Origin of the sequence: Stenotrophomonas sp. BIO128-Bstrain (genome assembly GCF_030128875.1) — a bacterium.
GTDB classification, from domain to species: domain Bacteria; phylum Pseudomonadota; class Gammaproteobacteria; order Xanthomonadales; family Xanthomonadaceae; genus Stenotrophomonas; species Stenotrophomonas bentonitica_A.
Genome location: NZ_CP124620.1, coordinates 3,789,058 through 3,807,485, shown reverse-complemented (window position 1 = coordinate 3,807,485; position 18,428 = coordinate 3,789,058). Strand labels below are relative to the sequence as shown.

The following is an 18,428-nucleotide window of genomic DNA, read 5'->3' as shown; positions in this document are numbered from 1 at the left end:
CGCGAATCTGTTGCCGGTGAATGCCATGCGTCGTAGTGCTGTTTCCCTGTCCGTGCTTGCCTGTGCCGTGCTGGCACTGAGTGCCTGCAAGCGCACCGAAACCCCGGCCGATGCCGCCCCGCCGGCCGTTGCGGCTGCCGCGAGCGCCCCGGCCGCCACCGGCGATGCCGCCGTGGCCGCCAATGACAACCTCAATGCCGTGCTGTGGATGCAGCGCGCGCAGGAATACCGCGCGATCACCGAGCAGACTTACCGCGCCGCCGCCGATCACCTGGACAAGGCGCTGAAGGAACCCAACTGGGACGCGCTGGTGCCGGAAGAACGCGGCAACGCCGCCAAGGGCCTGAAGCCGGCCGTGGTGCTGGACGTGGATGAAACCGTGCTGGACAACTCGCCCTACCAGGCGCGCCTGGTGCGCGATGGCAAGGAGTACGACGAGCTGAGCTGGGACCAGTGGGTGGCCGAAAAGAAGGCCAAGGCGATTCCGGGTGTGGTCGATTTCGCCAAGGCGGCCAACGCCAAGGGCGTGACCCTGCTGTACATCTCCAACCGCGCCGTGCATCTCAAGGAGGCCACCCTGGCCAACCTGCGCGAGCAGGGCCTGCCGGTGGCCGACGACAGCGTATTCCTCGGCCTGGGCACCGTGGTGGACGGCTGCGAGCAGGCCGGCAGCGAGAAGAACTGCCGCCGCCGCCTGGCGGGCCAGAAGTACCGCGTGCTGATGCAGTTCGGCGACCAGCTGGGCGACTTCGTGGAAGTCACCGCCAACACCAACGACGGCCGCGACGCGCTGCTGCAGCAGTACCACGACTGGTTCGGCGAGCGCTGGTGGATGCTGCCCAACCCGACCTACGGCGGCTTCGAGCCGGCCCAGTTCAACAACGATTACAGCCAGTCGCGCCAGGCCCGCCACGACGCCAAGCGCGCCGCGCTGGATTACGCACCGTGAGCCGCGCGCCGCTGCCGCTGCGGGACGACGAGCGCCTGATCTTCGCGCTCGACGTGCCCGGCCGCGATGACGCGCTGGCCTGGGTCGATCGCCTGGGCGATGCGGTGTCGTTCTACAAGATCGGCATGGAACTGCTGGCCTCCGGCGAGTACTTCGAGGTGCTCGATGCGCTGGCCGCGCGCGACAAGCGCGTGTTCGTCGACCTGAAGTTCTTCGACATCCCCGCCACTGCCGCTGCGGTGATCAAGCGGCTGTCGCAGTGGCCGGTGAGCTACGCCACCATCCATGGCTGGCACCCGGCGATGATGGAAGCCTGCGCGGCCGCCAACGGCAGCGACATGCGCCTGCTGGCGGTGACCGTGCTGACCTCGATGGGCCGCAGCGACCTGGCCGGCATGGGCATCGACCGCGAGCCGGTGGAGGTGGTGGTCGAGCGCGCGCTGGCCGCCCAGGCCGCCGGCATCGATGGCGTGATCGCCTCCGGCCAGGAGGCCGGCCCGATCCGCGCGGCCACCGGCGCCGGCTTCTCGATCGTGTGCCCCGGGATCCGCCCCGGTGGCCCGGTCGGTGATGACCAGAAGCGCACCGTGGGCGTGGCCCAGGGCTTTGCCGACGGCGCCGACGCGATCGTGGTCGGTCGCCCGATCCGGCTCGCCAGCGACCCGCAGGCCGCCGCCCGCGCGATCCAGGCCGAGATCGCCCAGGCGCTCGCCGCGCGCTGAGGCAGTGACGGGGCGGAGCTGCCCCGTCACCGCCGGTTTTTCTGTACATTCAAGGGCTTGCGCATAAAGCGCAGGGTCGGCAGGTCTGCCGGCTTGCCGCTGTCACCGAACAGGCCGCAAGATGCGGACCGGTCCGGGGAGTCCGAATTCATGTCCATGTCGTTGAAGCCGTGGCAGTACCGAGGGCAGGTGTTGGCGCTGGCCCTGTGCGGGTTGGTGCTGCTCAGTGCCTGCAAGGACAAGCAGATCGATCCGGACGCGCCGGCGTCCGAGCCGGTCGCGGCCCTGCAACAGCTGGCCCAGCGGGTCGCCGACAACGATCTGGTCGGGTATGCCAAGGCAGCGGTGCCGCCGAGCCAGTACGCACGCCTGCAGGGCGCGTGGAGGCAGGGCCACAGCCGCTGGCCGCTGACCGAGCTGCCGCTGGATGGGCAGTTGCTGCCGATGCTGGCCGCGCTGTCGCGGCCGGATGCGCCGCAGCGGCTGCAGCGCTCGTTCGATACCCAGATCGCCGGCCAGGCGACCCAGGTCCGCCAAGCCGCCCACTCGATGGGACTGTTCGGCGAGCAGTACCTGCGCAACCAGAGCGAGTACAGCGACAGCGAGCGCGCCCATTACACCCAGGTGGTGAACGCGCTGAGCCGCTGGGCTGCCGCCGCGCCACTGACGGACAAGCAGCGGGCCAGGACCACCATCACCCTGCTGACGGCCACCGCGCGCACCGCCGGGCTGTCCACCGATGCGGAGCTGCAGGCGGCCGGCATGGAAGAGAGCCTGCGCCGGCTGAGTCCCTTCATCAAAGCCTTCAAGACGGCCCTGGCCAGCTACGGGCTGTCCCTGGATGAGGCGCTGACCGGGCTGCGCGGCGAGCTGACCTCCGAGCTCGGCGACGACGCCGTGGTGCGCATCCAGTACACGTTGGCCGGCGAGCAGATCGAAGCGCAGGTGCGGATGACCCGGCGCGAAGGCCACTGGTATGTGACCCGCACGCTGGAAGACACCGACGCGCTGCTGCAGGCCGCCGACGCCGCACAAGCTGAACATGACGCCCGCCAGGCGGCCGAGGCAGAAGCCGCTGCAGCGGTCAAGGACGATGCTTCCGCATCGGCTAAGCCATAATGAAGCCGATGCCGAACCAGAATCCCCTGCCTTTCCCCGGCGAAGAGCCGCCCAAGACGCCGGACGCCACGTCCTCGTCGCCCGCTACCGTGCCGTCCGACGGTGCTGCCGCCCCGGTCCCGCCGGCCGCTGGCGCGCCCGCGGAGGCCGTTGCCGTCGATGCGGAGCCGGCGGCCATCGTGCCGTCGGCGATCGTGCCCGGCACCCGCGCGCCCAGCGGCCGCCCGCCGTGGTGGTCGCGCCTGCTCGGCCGCCTGGTCGAGCCGTGGCTGTCGCTGAAGATCGAACCCGAACATCCCGGCCAGTACAACGATGGCCGGCCGGTGGTCTACGTGCTGGAGGACTACGGCCTGTCCAACGCGCTGATCCTGGACAAGGCCTGCCGCGAGGCCGGCCTGCCATCGCCGCTGGTGCCCATCGCCGGTGACCCGACCGGGCGCAAGCGCGCCTACCTGGCCCTGTCGCGCCGGAGCAGCAGCAACTCGCTGATCCCCGAGCAGCGTGGCGCCAAGACCCACTCCGACTCGCTGGCCAAGGTCCTGCAGGCGCACCGCGCCCGCGGCGAGCTGGACGTACACCTGGTGCCGGTCTCGATCTTCGTCGGCCGCGCGCCGGACAAGCAGAGCGGCTGGTTCGCGGTGCTCTTCTCCGAAAACTGGGCCCTGGTGGGTCGCTTCCGTCGCCTGTTGGCGGTGCTGCTCAACGGCCGCAGCACGATCGTGCGCTTCGCCCCGCCGATCTCGCTGCGCACCACGGTCGATGAGGGGCTGGACCCCGAGCGCACCGTGCGCAAGCTGCAGCGCGTGCTGCGCACCCATTTCCGCCGCATCCGCGAATCGGTGATCGGGCCGGACCTGTCGACCCGCCGCCTGCTGGTGGACAAGGTGCTCGACGCGGACACCGTGCGCGAAGCGATCGCCTCGCAGGCCAAGCGCGACAACTCCAAGCCGGCCGATGCCTGGAAGAAAGCCCACGCCTACGCGTGGGAAATCGCGGCGGACTACTCCAGTCCCGTGGTGCGTTCGGCCAGCTTCATGCTCAGCCATGTCTGGAACCGCATCTACGCCGGCGTGCTGGTCCACCACCTGGACAAGTTCAAGGCCGCCGCGCCCGGGCACGAAGTGGTCTACGTGCCCAGCCACCGCAGCCACATGGACTACCTGCTGCTGTCCTACCTGCTGTACGACCGCGGCATCGTGCCGCCGCACATCGTCGCCGGCATCAACCTGAACCTGCCGGTGGTCGGCACGCTGCTGCGCAAGGGCGGTGCGTTCTTCATCCGCCGTTCGATCCGCGGCAACGCGCTGTACTCGGCGGTGCTCAGCGAATACGTGGCGCAGCTGGTCGCCGGCGGTTACTCGATCGAGTACTTCGTCGAAGGCGGCCGCTCGCGCACCGGGCGCCTGCTGCAGCCCAAGGGCGGCATGATCTCGATGACGCTGCGCGCGTTCCTGCGCCAGCCGCGCAAGCCGGTGCTGTTCCAGCCGGTCTACATCGGCTATGAAAAGCTGATGGAAGGCGGCAGCTACCTGGACGAACTGTCCGGCCGGCCGAAGGAGAAGGAATCGATCTGGTCCCTGCTGTGGTCGATCCCCAAGGTGCTCAAGCAGAACTACGGCCAGGTGGTGGTGAACTTCGGCGAGCCGATCGCGCTCAACGACGTGCTCGCCCAGCGTGCGCCGGAGTGGAACGGCCAGCCGGTCGGCGAAGACGAGAAGCCCTCGTGGCTGTCCGGCACGGTGGATCACCTGGCCGAACGCATCCAGGTGCATATCAACGGCGCCGCCGACGTCAATCCGATCAACCTGCTCGCGCTGGCGCTGCTGTCCACGCCCAAGCATGCGATGGGCGAGGCGGACCTGATCGCGCAGATCGAACTGTGCAAGACCCTGTTGGTGGAGATGCCGTACTCGGACCGGGTGACGGTGACCCCGCACTCGCCGGAGCGGATCATCGCCCACGCCGAGGAGATCAACGTCCTCACCCGCATCAAGCATCCGCTCGGCGATGTGCTCAGTGTGAGCGGCGATACCGCGGTGCTGCTGAGCTACTTCCGCAACAACGTCATCCATCTGTTCACCGCCTCCTCGTGGGTGGCCTGCTGCTTCCAGAACAACCGCCGCATGAGCCGCACCGGGCTGGTCCAGCTGGGCCGTACGGTGTACCCGTTCCTGCAGGCCGAGCTGTTCCTGCCGTGGACCGAAGACGAGTTCGCCCAGCGCATCGAGCAGACCATCAACGTGTTCGTGCGCGAAGGGCTGCTGCAGAACATCAACGACGACGACGGCGGCATCCTGGCGCGCAACACCGGGCAGACCGATGAAGTCTTCCGCCTGCGTGCGATCGGCCATTCGCTGCAGCAGGCGTTCGAGCGTTATTACATCGCGATCTCGGTGCTGGTGAAGAACGGCCCCGGCACGCTGGGCGCAGCCGAGCTGGAAAGCCTCTGCCAGCAGGCCGCGCAGCGCCTGAGCCTGCTCTATGCGCCGGCCGCGCCGGAATTCTTCGACCGCACCCTGTTCCGCGGCTTCATCCAGAAGCTGCGCGAGCTGCGCCTGGTGTGGCCGGATGAAAACAGCAAGCTGCTGTTCGATGCGCGCCTGGATGCGTGGGCCAAGGATGCGAAGTTCATCCTCGGCCGCGAACTGCGCCACACCATCGAGCGTGTCAGCCCGGAAGCAGCAAAGCCGGAAGAGCCGGTCAGCACGGATTGACGACGGCACGTCGTCGATCCGACGTATCCGACGTATCCGGCCGTATCCGACGCATCGGGCGCACCGGGCGCATCCGGGCGTATCCGGATCTTGTTGCGTTCGCCAGCAATTCGTAGGTACCGACCGTTGGTCGGTACCCGCGCGCAAGCGCGGCACAAGCGTCCGGAGACCGGGCAACACGGCGTGCCCCGGCTGACCGACGCTGACCACCGTCCGAAGCCTCACGCCAAGGGTTCATGCCGCCGGGAGCAACAGCAGCCGACCAACGGTCGGCTCTACGCCGGCTCGTCTGGAATCAACATGTCTTCGAGCTTGGCGATGCAGTCCTTCAGCTGCAGCTTGCGCCGCTTCAGGCGCTTGGCCTCCAGCTCATCGTCGCCGTTGGCGGCCATGCCCAGGATCTGCTCATCCAGCGCACGGTGCTCCTGCCGGAGCGCGGCAAGGCGGGCACTGATATCGGTGGGTGTCATGGTGTCCACAAGCGCCGAGCATACACATCTGCGGTGACCGCCGGGAGTGAACGCAGTCACTTCCCGGCCCCTGTGAGGGTGCGCCCCAGCCGGTAGAATGAAGGGATGAGCGCTGCTGTCATCCGTCTGCCCGATCCCGTTCCGCGCGCCCGCGATCCGCGCGCGCCCGGCGGCGTGCAGGACCGCCTGGCACGGCAGCTGCGGCGCCAGGTGGGCCAGGCGATCGCCGACTTCGGCATGATCGAGGCGGGCGACAAGGTGATGGTGTGCCTGTCCGGTGGCAAGGACAGTTACACCCTGCTCGACATCCTGCTGCAGCTGCAGAAAAAAGCGCCGGTGCCGTTCGAACTGGTCGCGGTGAACCTGGACCAGAAGCAGCCGGGCTTTCCCGAGCAGGTGCTGCCCACCTACCTGGCCTCGATCGGCGTGCCGTTCCAGATCATCGAGCAGGACACCTATTCGGTGGTCAGCAGGGTGATCCCGGAAGGCCGCACGATGTGTTCGCTGTGCTCGCGCCTGCGCCGTGGCGCGCTGTACCGGCACGCGGCCGAACACGGCTTCACCAGGATCGCGCTGGGCCACCACCGCGACGACAGCGTGGCCACGTTCTTCCTCAACCTGTTCCACCACGCCAAGCTCTCGGCGATGCCGCCCAAGCTGCGCAGCGACGACGGCCAGCACATCGTGATCCGCCCGCTCGCCTATGTGAGCGAAGCGGATATCAGCGCCTACGCGCAGGCGCGCGCGTTCCCGATCATTCCGTGCACCCTGTGTGGCAGCCAGGACACCCTGCAGCGCCGCCAGGTGGAGCAGATGCTGCAGCAGTGGGAGCGCGACCAGCCCGGCCGCATCGACCAGATCGCACGCGCGCTGGGCAACATCCATCCTTCGCAGCTGGCCGATCCGGCGCTGTTTGATTTCATGGCATTGGGGCGCGCCGCGGCCGCGTCGTTGCCCGACCCGCCGGCCTGGGCCGGCACTGCCCACGACCCCGGGCACGCCCCCGGCCCGGCCTGAGCCACGCCGGTGCGCCCGCCCTTCCTTTCACGCTCTTACCCTGGACGTCCATGTTCTTTCGCAACCTGACGCTGTTCCGCTTCCCGACCGCCACCGATTTTTCCGAAGTGGACACCCTGCTGCCGCAGGTGCTGCTCAAGCCGGTCGGTCCGCTTGAAATGAATTCGCGCGGCTTCATCTCGCCGTTCGGCCGTGAAGAAAAAGCCGTGTTCTCGCACCGCGTCGGCGATGCGCTGTGGCTGACCGTTGGCGGTGAGGACAAGATCCTGCCGGGCGCGGTGGTCAATGATCTGCTGGCCCGCAAGCTCGAGGAGATCGAAGAGAAGGAAGGCCGCAAGCCCGGCGGCCGCGAGCGCAAGCGCATGAAGGACGACCTGCTGCACGAACTGATGCCGCGCGCCTTCGTGAAGAGCTCGCGTACCGATGCGCTGATCGACCTGACCCACGGCTACGTGGCGGTGGACTGCTCGAGCAGCAAGAAGGGCGAGAACATGATGTCCGACATCCGTGGCCTGCTCGGCAGCTTCCCGGCGATGCCGTTGAACGCCGAAGTAGCGCCGCGCTCGATCCTCACCGGCTGGATCGCCGGCGAACCCCTGCCGACCGGCCTGAGCCTGGGCGAAGAGTGCGAGATGAAGGACCCGGCCGAGGGCGGTGCGGTGGTCAAGTGCCAGCACCAGGAACTGCGCTGCGACGAGATCGACAAGCACCTGGACGCCGGCAAGCAGGTGACCAAGCTGGCCCTGGTGTTCGAGGACAACCTGTCCTTCGTGCTGGGCGACGACCTGATCGTGCGCAAGCTGAAATTCCTGGATGGTGCGCTGGACCAGCTCGAGCATGCCGACGATGACGGCCGCCGCGCCGAACTGGACGCCCGTTTCGCCCTGCAGAGCGGTGAAGTGCGCCGCCTGTTCCTGCTGCTGGAAGAGGCCTTCAAGCTGAGCAAGGCGGACTGACCGGTACCGATCAGTCCCCAGTCATGCGCCGGTCACGGCCGGCGCTATGCTGTACCCATGTCCGGATTCCTCCGCCGCCTGATTTCGCCGGCTGTCAGCACGCTGCAGCGCGATACGGTACGGCTGCGCCTGGAGGATGCCGAGATCGACGTGCTGCGGGTGCGCGATCCGCGGGCGCGCCGGATCAAGCTGAGTGTCGATGAGCGCGGTGTCCGGCTGACCCTGCCGCCGCGCGCCAGCCTGGTGATGGGCGAGCGTTTCCTCGAGCAGCATCGCGGCTGGTTGTCCGAACAGCTGCGCGGCTACCAAGCCACCAACCTCCCGCCACCGCTGGTGATCGGCGAGCCGGGTGTGCTGCCGTTGCGCGGCGAACTGCTGCCGCTGCGCTGGGAAGCCGGCCGCTACGCCACGCTGCGGGTGGACGAGCGCGGTGCCTGCCTGCACTGGCCCGCGCGCGGGACCGACGCCACCCTGCGCCGCACCCTGCGCGAGTTCTATGAAGCACAGACGCGTGCCGACGTCGGCCAGTGGCTGCCGCGCTACCTGCCCGGCCTGCCACGTGCACCGGCGCGGCTGCGGCTGAAGGTGATGTCCTCGCAATGGGGTTCGCTGGCGCCGGACGGCAGCATGGCGCTGGATCTGGCCCTGGTGCTGGGGCGGCCCTCGGCCTTTGAGTACGTGCTGGTGCACGAGCTCTGCCACCTGATCCAGGCCAATCACTCCCCGGCATTCTGGGCCGAAGTGGAGAAGCGCTTCCCGGCGTGGCACGCCGAGCGGGATTACTTCCAGCTCGAAGGGCGGCGCCTCAAGGCCACGCTGCGGCAGCTGCTGACCCCGACACCGTAACGGCGGCGGCAACGCGTGCTCCCAGCGGCCGGCACTACCGGTGCGACGGTTCCGTCAGTTCCCCATCCGCAACGCGGCCGCCTGCGCCCAGCGCGCCGCCACGCGCGGCGCGGTGATGCACACGGCCTGATCGGTCACGGTGGTGACGGCACGCTCCAGCAGCTGGATGTCAGCTTCGTGCTGGCGAGCCACGTGCGGGTCCTCGAAGAAGATCGCGCGCTGGCAATGGCCTTCCAGCACGCGGTCGGCGATCTGCGCATCACCGCCCATCGGGCCGCTCTGGTAGCGCGTCACCCATTCCTCGCCCTGTGGCCAGCCGCGGCTCCACGCCAGTTCATTGAGGCGCTGGCCGGTAGTGCCGGTGCCGACCCGGTTGCGGAAGCGTGACAGCACCTGGAAATGCTCGTCGGCGAAGGCCAGCATCGCCGGCTTCATCGCGTCGTGCGCGATCAAGGCCAGCGTGTGCTGCTCGAAAGCGTGCAGATCATCGGCGCCCGGGTCCGGCGCGAGGCCAGCGTGCAGGCGCTCGACTTCCACCCAGTCGCGCGCGGTGGCGACGGTGGAGATGAAGGGTTTGCCGTGGATCACGCACTGGCGCTTGAGCGCGGTCGCTTCGGGAAAGACCGAGGACGGGTCGACCGGGTCCATCAGATAGATGGCACCGTCCAGGGTGCGCTCCGGCGTGCCCATGCCCACCACCTCGGCGACCAGCTTCATCAGGCCGCCCTCGCGCCCATTCGGGTAGCGGCGCAGCGGCGCGAAGTCCTGCAGGAAGCCCAGCCGCTGGATCGCATCGAAGGTGCGCCCGACCGCATGCAGCTCGACACCCAGTTCGCGCAGGCCGGTATCGCTGGCGCGCAGCCAGCGGAACAACGCGGCGTGCTTGTCGTGGTGGTGCAGGCGGTTCGCGGCCAGGCCGATGCGCATGAGGGCAGTCCAGAGAAAGGCCGCGCCAGTGTAATCCGCCCAGGTTGCGGGGAAGCAAGCGTCGAACAGTGATGGAGATCACGCGTCTTCACGCAGTTTCGTAGTTGTTGCATGGTCTCGGGAGGGGCCGTATCCGACAGTGGTGGTCGTCCGTCAATCAGGAAACCCCCTGCCATGACCCTCCCCCCTTCCCCCGCCGTCTCCTCATCTTCGCCAGCCGCCTCGGAGACGGGCCGCCGCATCCGCGCGCTGGCCACGGTGCTGCGCGAGGCGCCCCAGGCCGATGCCGAGGTGCTGCTGGCCGGGCTGGCGCGCATGCTCGATGCACACATGGGCCGCGGCCACGATGATGTGGTCAGCAACCGCCGCATCCGCGACCAGCTGGACAACATCGAGCTGCTGATGGCACTGGAGATCGAGCGCGCCGGCGTGCGTCAGACGCCGGTACCGGCGGTATCGCGCGCCGCCTGAGCGGCCGCACGCGCAGTACGTGAGGGCCCGGGCGCGAGGCGACGCGCCCGGCATCGCCTCACCCCGGCACCGCAACGGCGCCGTTACGCCGAGAGCAGCTGCACGATGCTGCCGGCCGCGTCGCGGCCCTCGGCCACGGCCGTCACCACCAGGTCCGCGCCGCGCACTGCATCGCCACCGGCGAACAGGCGCGGGTGGGCGGTCTGGAACGGCAGGCGACCACTGCCACCGGCCACGATGCGGCCGTTGTTGCCGGCCTCCACGCCCTGCTCGGTCAGCCAGCCCGGCGCACTCGGCGAGAAGCCGAAGGCGATGATCACCACGTCCGCTTCCAGCAGCGATTCGCTGCCGGCGATCGGCACCGCGTTGCGGCGGCCCTGTGCATCCGGTTCGTCCAGATGCGTTTCCACCACCATCACGCCGATCACTTCATCGTCCGCGCCGGCCTCGATCGAGAGCGGCTGGCGGTTGAACAGGAAGCGCACGCCTTCCTCGCGGGCGTTGGCCACCTCGCGCGCCGAGCCGGGCATGTTGGCCTCGTCGCGGCGGTAGGCACAGGTCACCTTGGCCGCGCCCAGGCGGATCGCGCTGCGCACGCAGTCCATGCCGGTATCGCCGCCGCCCAGCACCACCACGCGCTTGCCTTCCAGGTTGGGCAGGGCGATCTGGTCCTCCCAGCCGGCGATCGGCCGGCCGTGTGCGTCGCTGCCACTGACGATGCGGCTGTTCTGCACCAGGAACGGCAGCGCCGGCAGCACGCCCTTGAGGTCCTGGCCGAGCAGGCCACCATCGGTATAGCGGTAGGCACCGGTGCCGACGAACACCGCGTCGTACTCGGCCAGCAGGTCATCGATGCTCACATCGCGGCCGATCTCCACGCCGAGGCGGAACTGCACGCCCATGCCTTCAAGCACGTTGCGGCGGCGGCTGATCACCGATTTGTCCAGCTTGAAACTGGGGATGCCGAACTGCAGCAACCCACCGATCTGTTCGTAGCGGTCATACACCACCGCCTGGATGCCGGCATGCGCCAGCTTGTCGGCACACGCCAGCCCGGCCGGGCCGGCACCGATCACCGCCACGCGCTTGCCGGTGGCTTCCACCGCGCTCATGTCCGGGCGCCAGCCGGTGGCCAGCGCGGTATCCACGATGTACTTCTCGACCGCGCCGATGGTGACCGCGCCGAATTCCTCCAGCGTGCAGCTGCCCTCGCACAGGCGGTCCTGCGGGCACACGCGGCCACACACTTCCGGCAGCGGATTGGTCGAGTGGCACAGCGTGGCCGCTTCGTGGATGCGGTTCTCCTGCACCAGCTGCAGCCACTGCGGGATCGCGTTGTGCACCGGGCACTTCCAGCTGCAGTAGGGGTTCCCGCAATCCAGGCAGCGCCCCGCCTGGAACTGCGCGTCTTCCTTGCCGAACTTGCCGTACAGCTCGCCCCAGTCGCCGGAGGTGCGCAGTTCGACCGGGATGCGCTGCGGCATCGTCCGGGGCAGATCGAGGAACTGGAAAGCTTGCTTGCGGCTCATGGGTGGGCCCTGCGGTGATGAGTTGCCGGCCAGCGGCCGGCACTGCAATGTGAGGTTGCCGGCCAGCGGCCGGCACTACAGCGGTGGGATGTGCGGCGCCGGCGCGGGGCCGGCGCCTTGACCCCGGTCAGGCGGCGCGGCGCAGCGAGTCGGTCAGCGATTCGATGCTGGCGGCCTTGGGTTTGACCAGCCAGAACTTGCCCACGTAATCGCGGAACTCGTCGAGGATCTGCTGCGCCCAGATGCTGCCGGTCAGTTCGCGGTGGCGGCTGATCAGCGTATGCAGATGCTGGCGATGGTTCTCGAAGCCCTCGGCCGAGATGCGGTGGATGTCGATCAGCTCGTGGTTGTAGCGGTCCACGAAATCACGGTCGATATCCAGCACGTAGGCCAGGCCGCCGGTGAAGCCGGCGCCGAAGTTGAGCCCGACCTTGCCCAGCACCAGCACGATGCCGTCGGTCATGTATTCGCAGCAGTGATCACCGGCGCCTTCGATCACCGCCAGCGCGCCGGAGTTGCGCACGCCGAAGCGCTCGCCGGCGCGGCCCGCGGCGAACAGCTCGCCGCCGGTGGCGCCGTACAGGCAGGTGTTGCCGATGATCGCGGTGTTGCGCGCCTCGAAGCGTGCGCCACGGGGCGGACGCACCACCAGGCGGCCGCCGGCCATGCCCTTGCCGACGTAGTCGTTGGCTTCGCCTTCCACTTCCAGCTGCAGGCCACCGACGTTGAACGCGCCGAAGCTCTGCCCGGCGGTGCCACGGAAGCGCAGCGTCAGCGGTGCATCGGCCATGCCCTCGTTGCCGTGCGTGCGGGCGATCTCGCCGGACAGGCGGGTGCCGATCGACCGGTCGGTATTGTGGATCAGGAAGCGGTGTTCGCCGCCGAGCTTGCCGGCGATCGCCGGGGCCAGCAGGCCATCCATCTGCGTGGCCAGGCTGTCCGGCGATTCGTACAGGCGCTGCGCGGCGCAGTGGCTGCCGGCGTACTCGGCCGGGTTGAGCAGGCGCGACAGATCCACCTTGACGCCCGGGCGCGGCGAGACGTCCAGCTGCTGCAGCAGGTCGGTGCGGCCGACGATCTCGTCCAGCGAGCGCACGCCCAGGTAGGACAGCCAGCCACGCACTTCCTCGGCCAGCAGGCGGAAGAAGTTCTCCACGCGCTCGGGTAGGCCGGTGAAGTACTGCGCGCGCAGGCGCTCGTCCTGGGTGGCCACGCCGGTGGCGCAGTTGTTGAGGTGGCAGATGCGCAGGTACTTGCAGCCCAGCACGATCATCGGCGCGGTGCCGAAGCCGAAGCTGTCCGCGCCCAGCAGCGCGGCCTTGATCACGTCCAGGCCGGTCTTCAGGCCGCCGTCGGTCTGCAGCAGGGTACGCCCGCGCAGGTCGTTGGCCACCAGTGCCTGGTGCGATTCGGCCACACCCAGTTCCCACGGCACGCCCGCATAGCGGATCGAACTGACCGGGCTGGCCCCGGTGCCGCCGTCATGGCCGGACACGGTGATCAGATCGGCGCCGGCCTTCACCACGCCCGCGGCGATGGTGCCGACACCGGCATGGCTGACCAGCTTCACCGAGACTAGCGCGGTGGGGTTGACCTGCTTGAGGTCGTAGATCAGCTGGGCCAGATCTTCGATGGAGTAGATGTCATGGTGCGGCGGCGGCGAGATCAGGCCGATGCCCGGCTTGGCGTAGCGCAGCCGCGCGATCAGTTCGTTGACCTTGTGCCCGGGCAGCTGGCCGCCTTCGCCGGGCTTGGCACCCTGCGCGACCTTGATCTGCAGCACTTCGGCGTTGACCAGGTACTCGGCGGTGACGCCGAAGCGGCCCGAGGCCACCTGCTTGATCTTGCTGCGCTTCTCGGTGCCGTAGCGCACCGGGTCTTCGCCGCCTTCGCCGGAGTTGCTGCGGCCGCCAAGGCGATTCATGGCGATCGCCAGCGCTTCGTGCGCTTCCGGTGACAACGCACCGAGGCTGATCGCGGCGGTGTCGAAGCGGCGGAACAGGTCTTCGGCCGGGGCCACCTGGTCCAGCGGGGTGGGCGTGGGCGCGGCCTTGAGCTGCAGCAGGTCGCGCAGCGCTGACACCGGCCGGCCATGCACGGCTTCGCAGTAACGCTGCCAGTCCGTGGCATCGCCACTGCGCGCGGCGCGCTGCAGGGTCATGACCACGTCCGGGTTGTACATGTGGTATTCGCCGCCGTGCACGTACTTCAGCACGCCGCCGACATCCGGGCGCAGCAGGTCGTTCCAGGCGCGCACGGTGAGCTCGCGGGCCTCATCGTCCAGACGGGCGAAGCCGACGCCGGCCACGCGCGAGGCGGTGTCCGGGAAGCACAGGTCCACGACCTCGTCATCCAGCCCGACGATCTCGAACAGCTGCGCGCCGCGGTAGCTGGCCACGGTACAGATGCCCATCTTGGAGATGATCTTGGACAGGCCCTTGTAGATGCCCTTGCGGTAGCGGCGGCCGATCTGCGACTGCTCGCCGCCCTTGCTCAGCTGCAGGATGCCGCGCCGGCCCAGGTCGAACAGGGTCTGGTAGGCCAGGTACGGATACACCGCGGTGGCACCGAAGCCGAGCAGGCAGGCCATGTGGTGCGGGTCGCGCGCGGTGCCGGTTTCCAGGATCAGGTTGACGTCGCAGCGCAGCCCGGCGTTGGAGAGGTGGTGATGCACCGCGCTGGTGGCCAGCAGGGCATGCACCATCGGCCGGTCGGCCACCGGATAACGGTCGCTCAGCAGCAGCATGACGATGCCTTCGCGTGCAGCCGTTTCAGCCTCGGCGCAGATGCGCTCGATGCCGGCCTTCAGGCCCTCGTCCAGGCTGTAGGACAGATCGATCAGGCGGTTCTTGTCGGCGTACTGCTCCATCTTGATCAGCTGGCGCAGCTTGCGCTGGCTGAGCACCGGCGAATTGAGGATGACGTGGTTTACCGTCTCCGCGCCGGCATGGAAGATGTTGGTCTCCTTGCCGAGCTGGGTGGACAGCGACATGACGCAGTCTTCGCGCAGCGGATCGATCGGCGGGTTGGTGACCTGCGCGAACGCCTGGCGGAAATAATCGTAGAGCGGACGGCTGTGCTGGCTCAGCACCGCCATCGGGGTGTCATCGCCCATCGAGCCGGTGGCTTCCTGCTCGGTCTCGGCCAGCGGGCGCAGGATCTGCTCGACTTCCTCGGTGCTGAGCTGGAACAGCTTGTGGTAGCTGCGCAGGGTGCGCTCGTCGAAGGGCTCTTCCACCAGCGACGGATCGATCAGCTCGGTCTGCAGGTAGGTCACGCCCTGCTGCAGCCACTGCTTGTACGGCGCGCGGCCACGGTTGATGCGGTCGATGGCGTCCGAGTCGAGCAGGTCACCACGCTTGAGGTCGATGGCCATCATCTCGCCCGGCCCCAGCTTGCCCTTGCGCACCACGCGCTCGGCCGGCACTTCCCACACGCCCGCTTCGGAGGCGACCAGGAAGTGGCGGTCGGAGGTCAGCATCCAGCGCGCCGGGCGCAGGCCGTTGCGGTCCAGGGTACAGGCGGCATAGCGACCGTCGCAGGCCACGATGCCCGCCGGGCCGTCCCACGGCTCGCTGTTGAGCCCGTAGAACTCGTAGAAGGCGGCCAGGTCGGGATCCTTGAACTCCAGCGACTGGGTCGCCGGCGGCACCAGGATGCGCAGTGCCTGGATCAGCTCCATGCCGGCGCTGACCATCAGCTCGAGCATGTTGTCCAGGCTCTGCGAATCCGAGCCGTGCATCGAAATCACCGGATCGAACTCGGCGATATCGAAGCGCGGGGTCTTCCACACCTTGCTGCGCGCCTGGGCCCAGCGGCGGTTGCCCTCGATGGTGTTGATCTCGCCGTTGTGGGCGAGCATCCGGAACGGATGCGCCAGCGGCCAGCGTGGCAGCGTGTTGGTGGAGAAGCGCTGGTGGAACACGATCGCGCTGGAGGCCAGGTCGTTGCGCTGCAGGTCCACGTAGAAGCGGCTCAGCTTGTCCGGCAGCACCATGCCCTTGTAGCTGATCGCATTCGGGCTGAGCGTGGTGACGTAGTAATCGGCGTGGTCACGCAGCTGCTGTTCGCTGCGGCGGCGGGCCAGGAACAGGGCCAGGGTGAAGGCAGCCTCGTCCTGCGTGGCACCGGCATCGACGAACACCTGTTCGATATGCGGCAGCGTGTCGCGGGCGAGCTGGCCGCAGACGCTGGGATCGGTGGGCACCACGCGCCAGCCGACCGGCTGGCAGCCGGCGTCGCGCAGCTGCTGTTCCAGCGTGTCGCGGCAGGCCTGTGCGGCGGTGGGCTCGTGCGGCAGGAACACCACGCCGGCGGCGAACCGCGCGCCAAGGGTGAGGCCGGCCTCGGCGGCGAGCGCGTTGAGAAACACGTCGGGACGGCGCAGCAACAGGCCGCAGCCGTCACCGGTGACACCGTCGGCGGCGACGCCGCCGCGGTGGGTCATGCGCGATAGCGCGGCGATAGCGGTGTCGACCAGCAGTCGGGACGGCTGGTCGTCGAGCTGGGCGACCATGCCGAAACCACAGGCATCTCGCTCATCTTGCGGGTCGTAAAGCCCTTGGCGGTTGCGGGGGGCCATCTCTGCCTCAATGTCGGGTGAGCGGCGACACTCGTCCCCGCTCAATCCGTTGAGCGCATCTGGAGGCACCGGATGACTCGACTAGAGCATAGTTGCTGCAACGCCGCAATACACGGTTGCAGGCGCAACCAAACCCTTGTGTTTCAGGGGTTTCCGCAGCGCCTGTTCAGCCGCAACGGACGCCGGCCACGACATTCTTGGCATCCACTTCCACGTTCAAGCGCTCGCCGATGAACTCCATCGTGGTCATGTCGTTGGGCTTGAGCACGCGCAGGCTGCTGGCACCGGCATCCTGCTGGGCCTGGCTGCCGATCTCGTCGGTGTAGGGCTGGCCGACCAGGCTCTGCACCTGGGTGGCATCGCAGTTGCCAACCGGCGGGGCTTCGGTGGCTTTGCCGGCTTCGTCGGTCGGCGCGGCAGCCGCTTCGGCGGCCTTCTGTGCATCGGTGGCGACCGCTTCCTGTTCGTCCATGGGCGGTGCGCTGCAGGCACCGAGGACCAACAGGGCGGGGAACAGGGCCATCAGCCCGAAAGAACGCCGCAGGCGGCGGAACGACAAGGACGACATCGGTACTCCAGGAAGCGAGCCAGTAAACCTGGGAGGATATCGCCAAGCGCGGTGTGAGGTGTTTGTGTTGCGTTATTGACGCGGTGCCGCACCGGCAGCGGCGACACTGCGCTTCCCTGATCCGCGTCGCGTCCATGAGCCCGAGCCGCACCGTCACCCCCGAAGCCGCCGCTGCCCGCCAGGCCGGCCTGCGTTACGTCAGCGATGAACTGCCCGGCATCGCCCGCCGCAAGGCCGGCAAGGGCTTCGCCTACCGCGATGCCGACGGCGCGGCGGTGCGCGATGCGGCCACCCTGGCCCGGATCCGCGCGCTGGCCATCCCGCCGGCCTACACCGACGTGTGGATCTGCGCGCTGCCCAACGGCCATCTGCAGGCCACCGGCCGCGATGCGCGAGGGCGCAAGCAGTACCGTTACCACGCTGATTGGGCGCGGGTGAGGGGCGATGGCAAGTTCGATCGCATCATTGCCTTTGGTACCGCCCTGCCCACGCTGCGCCGGCGGCTGCGCCGCGATCTGAAGCTGCCCGGCTTCCCACGCGACAAGGTGCTGGCGATCGTGGTGGCGCTGCTGGCACAGACGCTGGTGCGCGTTGGCAATGAAGTCTATGCACGTGACAACCGCTCTTACGGGCTGACCACGCTACGCAACCGCCACCTCGCGCTGGTCAAGGGCGGCCGGGCGCAGATGCGCTTCCGGGGCAAGTCCGGGCAGGCGCATGAGGTGGATGTGGATGATCGCGAACTGGTCAAGCTGATCCGTGGCTGCCAGCAGCTGCCCGGGCAGGCGCTGTTCCAGTATCGCGATGACGATGGCGCGGTCCAACCGGTGGACTCGGGCATGGTCAACGACTATCTGCACGATGCGATGGGCGAGGATTTCAGCGCCAAGGACTTCCGCACCTGGGGCGGCACGCTGGAGGCGATCCGTCAGCTTGCCGTGACCGAGCTGCCCGAACCCTCCAGTGAGCGCGCGCTGGCAGCATTGCAGAAACAGGTGGTATGCGAGGTCGCCAACCTGCTGGGCAATACACCGTCGGTGTGCCGCAAGGCGTATATCGATCCTTGCGTATTCGATGGCTGGCGGGCCGGCTCATTGAAGGCCCTTGCCGGCCTGCGTGGCGAGCGCCAGTGGGAACTGGCCACGCTGAAAGTACTCAAAGCCGCGCGGCGCACCGTCCGGCGTGCCCGCGCGGGATGAGCGTAGCGATCAGCCGCAATAGATCGCGGTGATGTTGTTGGTATTGCCGGTTTCGATGGTCAGCCGCTCGCCACCGCTTTCCGCACCGGTGGTGGATGGCACCGCGCCGCTGGCGGTCGGGCCGCTTTCCAGGCGCTGACCGCGCAGCACGATCACTTCCAGGCTGTCGCTGTCCACGCGTGCCCTTTCGACGGTTGCCGCCGACGCAGCCAGCCCGGTCGCACCGCGGACCTTGTCGATATGGCACTGGCCGGAAATGACGCCGTCGATCGGCTGGACCTGCGCGACGGGGGTGCTGCTGCAGGCGGACAAAGCGAGGACGGCCACAGCCGCGGACAGGTAACGAAGCATGCGACGTA

16 protein-coding genes are annotated in these 18,428 nt (G+C 68.4%); 9 read left to right on the top strand and 7 right to left on the bottom strand.

Translation table 11 applies throughout. The features are described 5' to 3' along the window. The first annotated feature begins 25 nt into the window (after positions 1 to 25). The gene (locus POS15_RS17380; RefSeq protein WP_046274237.1) at positions 26 to 949 is read left to right on the top strand and encodes a 5'-nucleotidase, lipoprotein e(P4) family; all 924 of its coding nucleotides are present in this window, start codon (positions 26 to 28) and stop codon (positions 947 to 949) included. Further along, positions 946 to 1,671 carry an orotidine-5'-phosphate decarboxylase gene (gene pyrF, locus POS15_RS17375; protein ID WP_284128568.1) on the top strand — a complete coding sequence of 242 codons (726 nt, stop codon included), beginning with the start codon at positions 946 to 948 and terminating at the stop codon, positions 1,669 to 1,671. Before POS15_RS17380 ends, pyrF begins: the two co-directional genes overlap by 4 nt. A 26-nt stretch (positions 1,672 to 1,697) precedes the next feature. Here pyrF and POS15_RS17370 read toward each other — a convergent pair whose 3' ends face one another. Continuing rightward, positions 1,698 to 1,823, bottom strand: a complete 126-nt coding sequence (locus POS15_RS17370; RefSeq protein WP_261798221.1) for a hypothetical protein — start codon at positions 1,821 to 1,823, stop codon at positions 1,698 to 1,700. On the opposite strand from POS15_RS17370, the gene POS15_RS17365 reads away from it, so the two are divergent. Both POS15_RS17365 and plsB read left to right on the top strand, forming a co-directional pair. Further along, on the top strand, positions 1,822 to 2,790 hold the full coding sequence (locus POS15_RS17365; RefSeq protein ID WP_284128567.1) for a hypothetical protein: 969 nt from the start codon (positions 1,822 to 1,824) through the stop codon (positions 2,788 to 2,790). The two genes, POS15_RS17370 and POS15_RS17365, sit on opposite strands and share 2 nt — an antisense overlap. Further along, positions 2,790 to 5,504 carry a glycerol-3-phosphate 1-O-acyltransferase PlsB gene (plsB, locus tag POS15_RS17360; protein ID WP_284128566.1) on the top strand — a complete coding sequence of 905 codons (2,715 nt, stop codon included), beginning with the start codon at positions 2,790 to 2,792 and terminating at the stop codon, positions 5,502 to 5,504. The genes POS15_RS17365 and plsB overlap by 1 nt, the downstream gene beginning before the upstream one ends. 275 nt (positions 5,505 to 5,779) lie before the next feature. On the opposite strand, the gene POS15_RS17355 is transcribed toward plsB, so the two are convergent. Next, positions 5,780 to 5,983, bottom strand: coding sequence for a DUF465 domain-containing protein (locus tag POS15_RS17355; RefSeq protein WP_026069927.1), 204 nt, complete (start codon positions 5,981 to 5,983; stop codon positions 5,780 to 5,782). A 96-nt stretch (positions 5,984 to 6,079) separates the two neighbouring features. Between POS15_RS17355 and ttcA the strand changes: the two genes are divergently transcribed. The 3 genes from ttcA to POS15_RS17340 are packed head-to-tail and all read left to right on the top strand — an operon-like array spanning position 6,080 to position 8,793. Then, positions 6,080 to 6,991 (top strand): tRNA 2-thiocytidine(32) synthetase TtcA, encoded by a 912-nt coding sequence (ttcA, locus tag POS15_RS17350; RefSeq protein ID WP_284128565.1) that lies wholly within the window; start codon positions 6,080 to 6,082, stop codon positions 6,989 to 6,991. Positions 6,992 to 7,041: 50 nt separating this feature from the next. Further along, on the top strand, positions 7,042 to 7,947 hold the full coding sequence (locus POS15_RS17345) for a recombination-associated protein RdgC (RefSeq protein WP_228884748.1): 906 nt from the start codon (positions 7,042 to 7,044) through the stop codon (positions 7,945 to 7,947). Between the two features lie 57 nt (positions 7,948 to 8,004). Then, the gene (locus POS15_RS17340; protein WP_070426334.1) at positions 8,005 to 8,793 is read left to right on the top strand and encodes a SprT family zinc-dependent metalloprotease; all 789 of its coding nucleotides are present in this window, start codon (positions 8,005 to 8,007) and stop codon (positions 8,791 to 8,793) included. A 54-nt stretch (positions 8,794 to 8,847) separates the two neighbouring features. Here the strand turns inward: POS15_RS17340 and POS15_RS17335 are convergent, their stop codons facing one another. Further along, on the bottom strand, positions 8,848 to 9,720 hold the full coding sequence (locus POS15_RS17335; protein ID WP_019184125.1) for a methylglyoxal synthase: 873 nt from the start codon (positions 9,718 to 9,720) through the stop codon (positions 8,848 to 8,850). Positions 9,721 to 9,894: 174 nt separating this feature from the next. Between POS15_RS17335 and POS15_RS17330 the strand changes: the two genes are divergently transcribed. Further along, positions 9,895 to 10,191, top strand: coding sequence for a hypothetical protein (locus POS15_RS17330; RefSeq protein ID WP_046274226.1), 297 nt, complete (start codon positions 9,895 to 9,897; stop codon positions 10,189 to 10,191). 83 nt (positions 10,192 to 10,274) lie between these two features. Here the strand turns inward: POS15_RS17330 and POS15_RS17325 are convergent, their stop codons facing one another. The 3 genes from POS15_RS17325 to POS15_RS17315 form a co-directional block, all read right to left on the bottom strand. Beyond that, on the bottom strand, positions 10,275 to 11,720 hold the full coding sequence (locus tag POS15_RS17325) for an FAD-dependent oxidoreductase (RefSeq protein ID WP_284128564.1): 1,446 nt from the start codon (positions 11,718 to 11,720) through the stop codon (positions 10,275 to 10,277). Between the two features lie 127 nt (positions 11,721 to 11,847). Beyond that, positions 11,848 to 16,302: a glutamate synthase large subunit gene (gene gltB, locus POS15_RS17320; protein ID WP_284128563.1), complete on the bottom strand. Its 4,455-nt coding sequence runs from the start codon at positions 16,300 to 16,302 to the stop codon at positions 11,848 to 11,850. Between the two features lie 166 nt (positions 16,303 to 16,468). Then, positions 16,469 to 16,825 (bottom strand): I78 family peptidase inhibitor, encoded by a 357-nt coding sequence (locus POS15_RS17315; protein ID WP_235319035.1) that lies wholly within the window; start codon positions 16,823 to 16,825, stop codon positions 16,469 to 16,471. A 179-nt stretch (positions 16,826 to 17,004) separates the two neighbouring features. Between POS15_RS17315 and POS15_RS17310 the strand changes: the two genes are divergently transcribed. Beyond that, entirely contained in the window at positions 17,005 to 18,069 is a 1,065-nt protein-coding gene (locus tag POS15_RS17310; RefSeq protein WP_019184130.1) for a DNA topoisomerase IB, read from the top strand. 9 nt (positions 18,070 to 18,078) lie between these two features. On the opposite strand, the gene POS15_RS17305 is transcribed toward POS15_RS17310, so the two are convergent. Next, positions 18,079 to 18,420, bottom strand: coding sequence for a hypothetical protein (locus tag POS15_RS17305; protein WP_019184131.1), 342 nt, complete (start codon positions 18,418 to 18,420; stop codon positions 18,079 to 18,081). Positions 18,421 to 18,428: the final 8 nt, after the last annotated feature.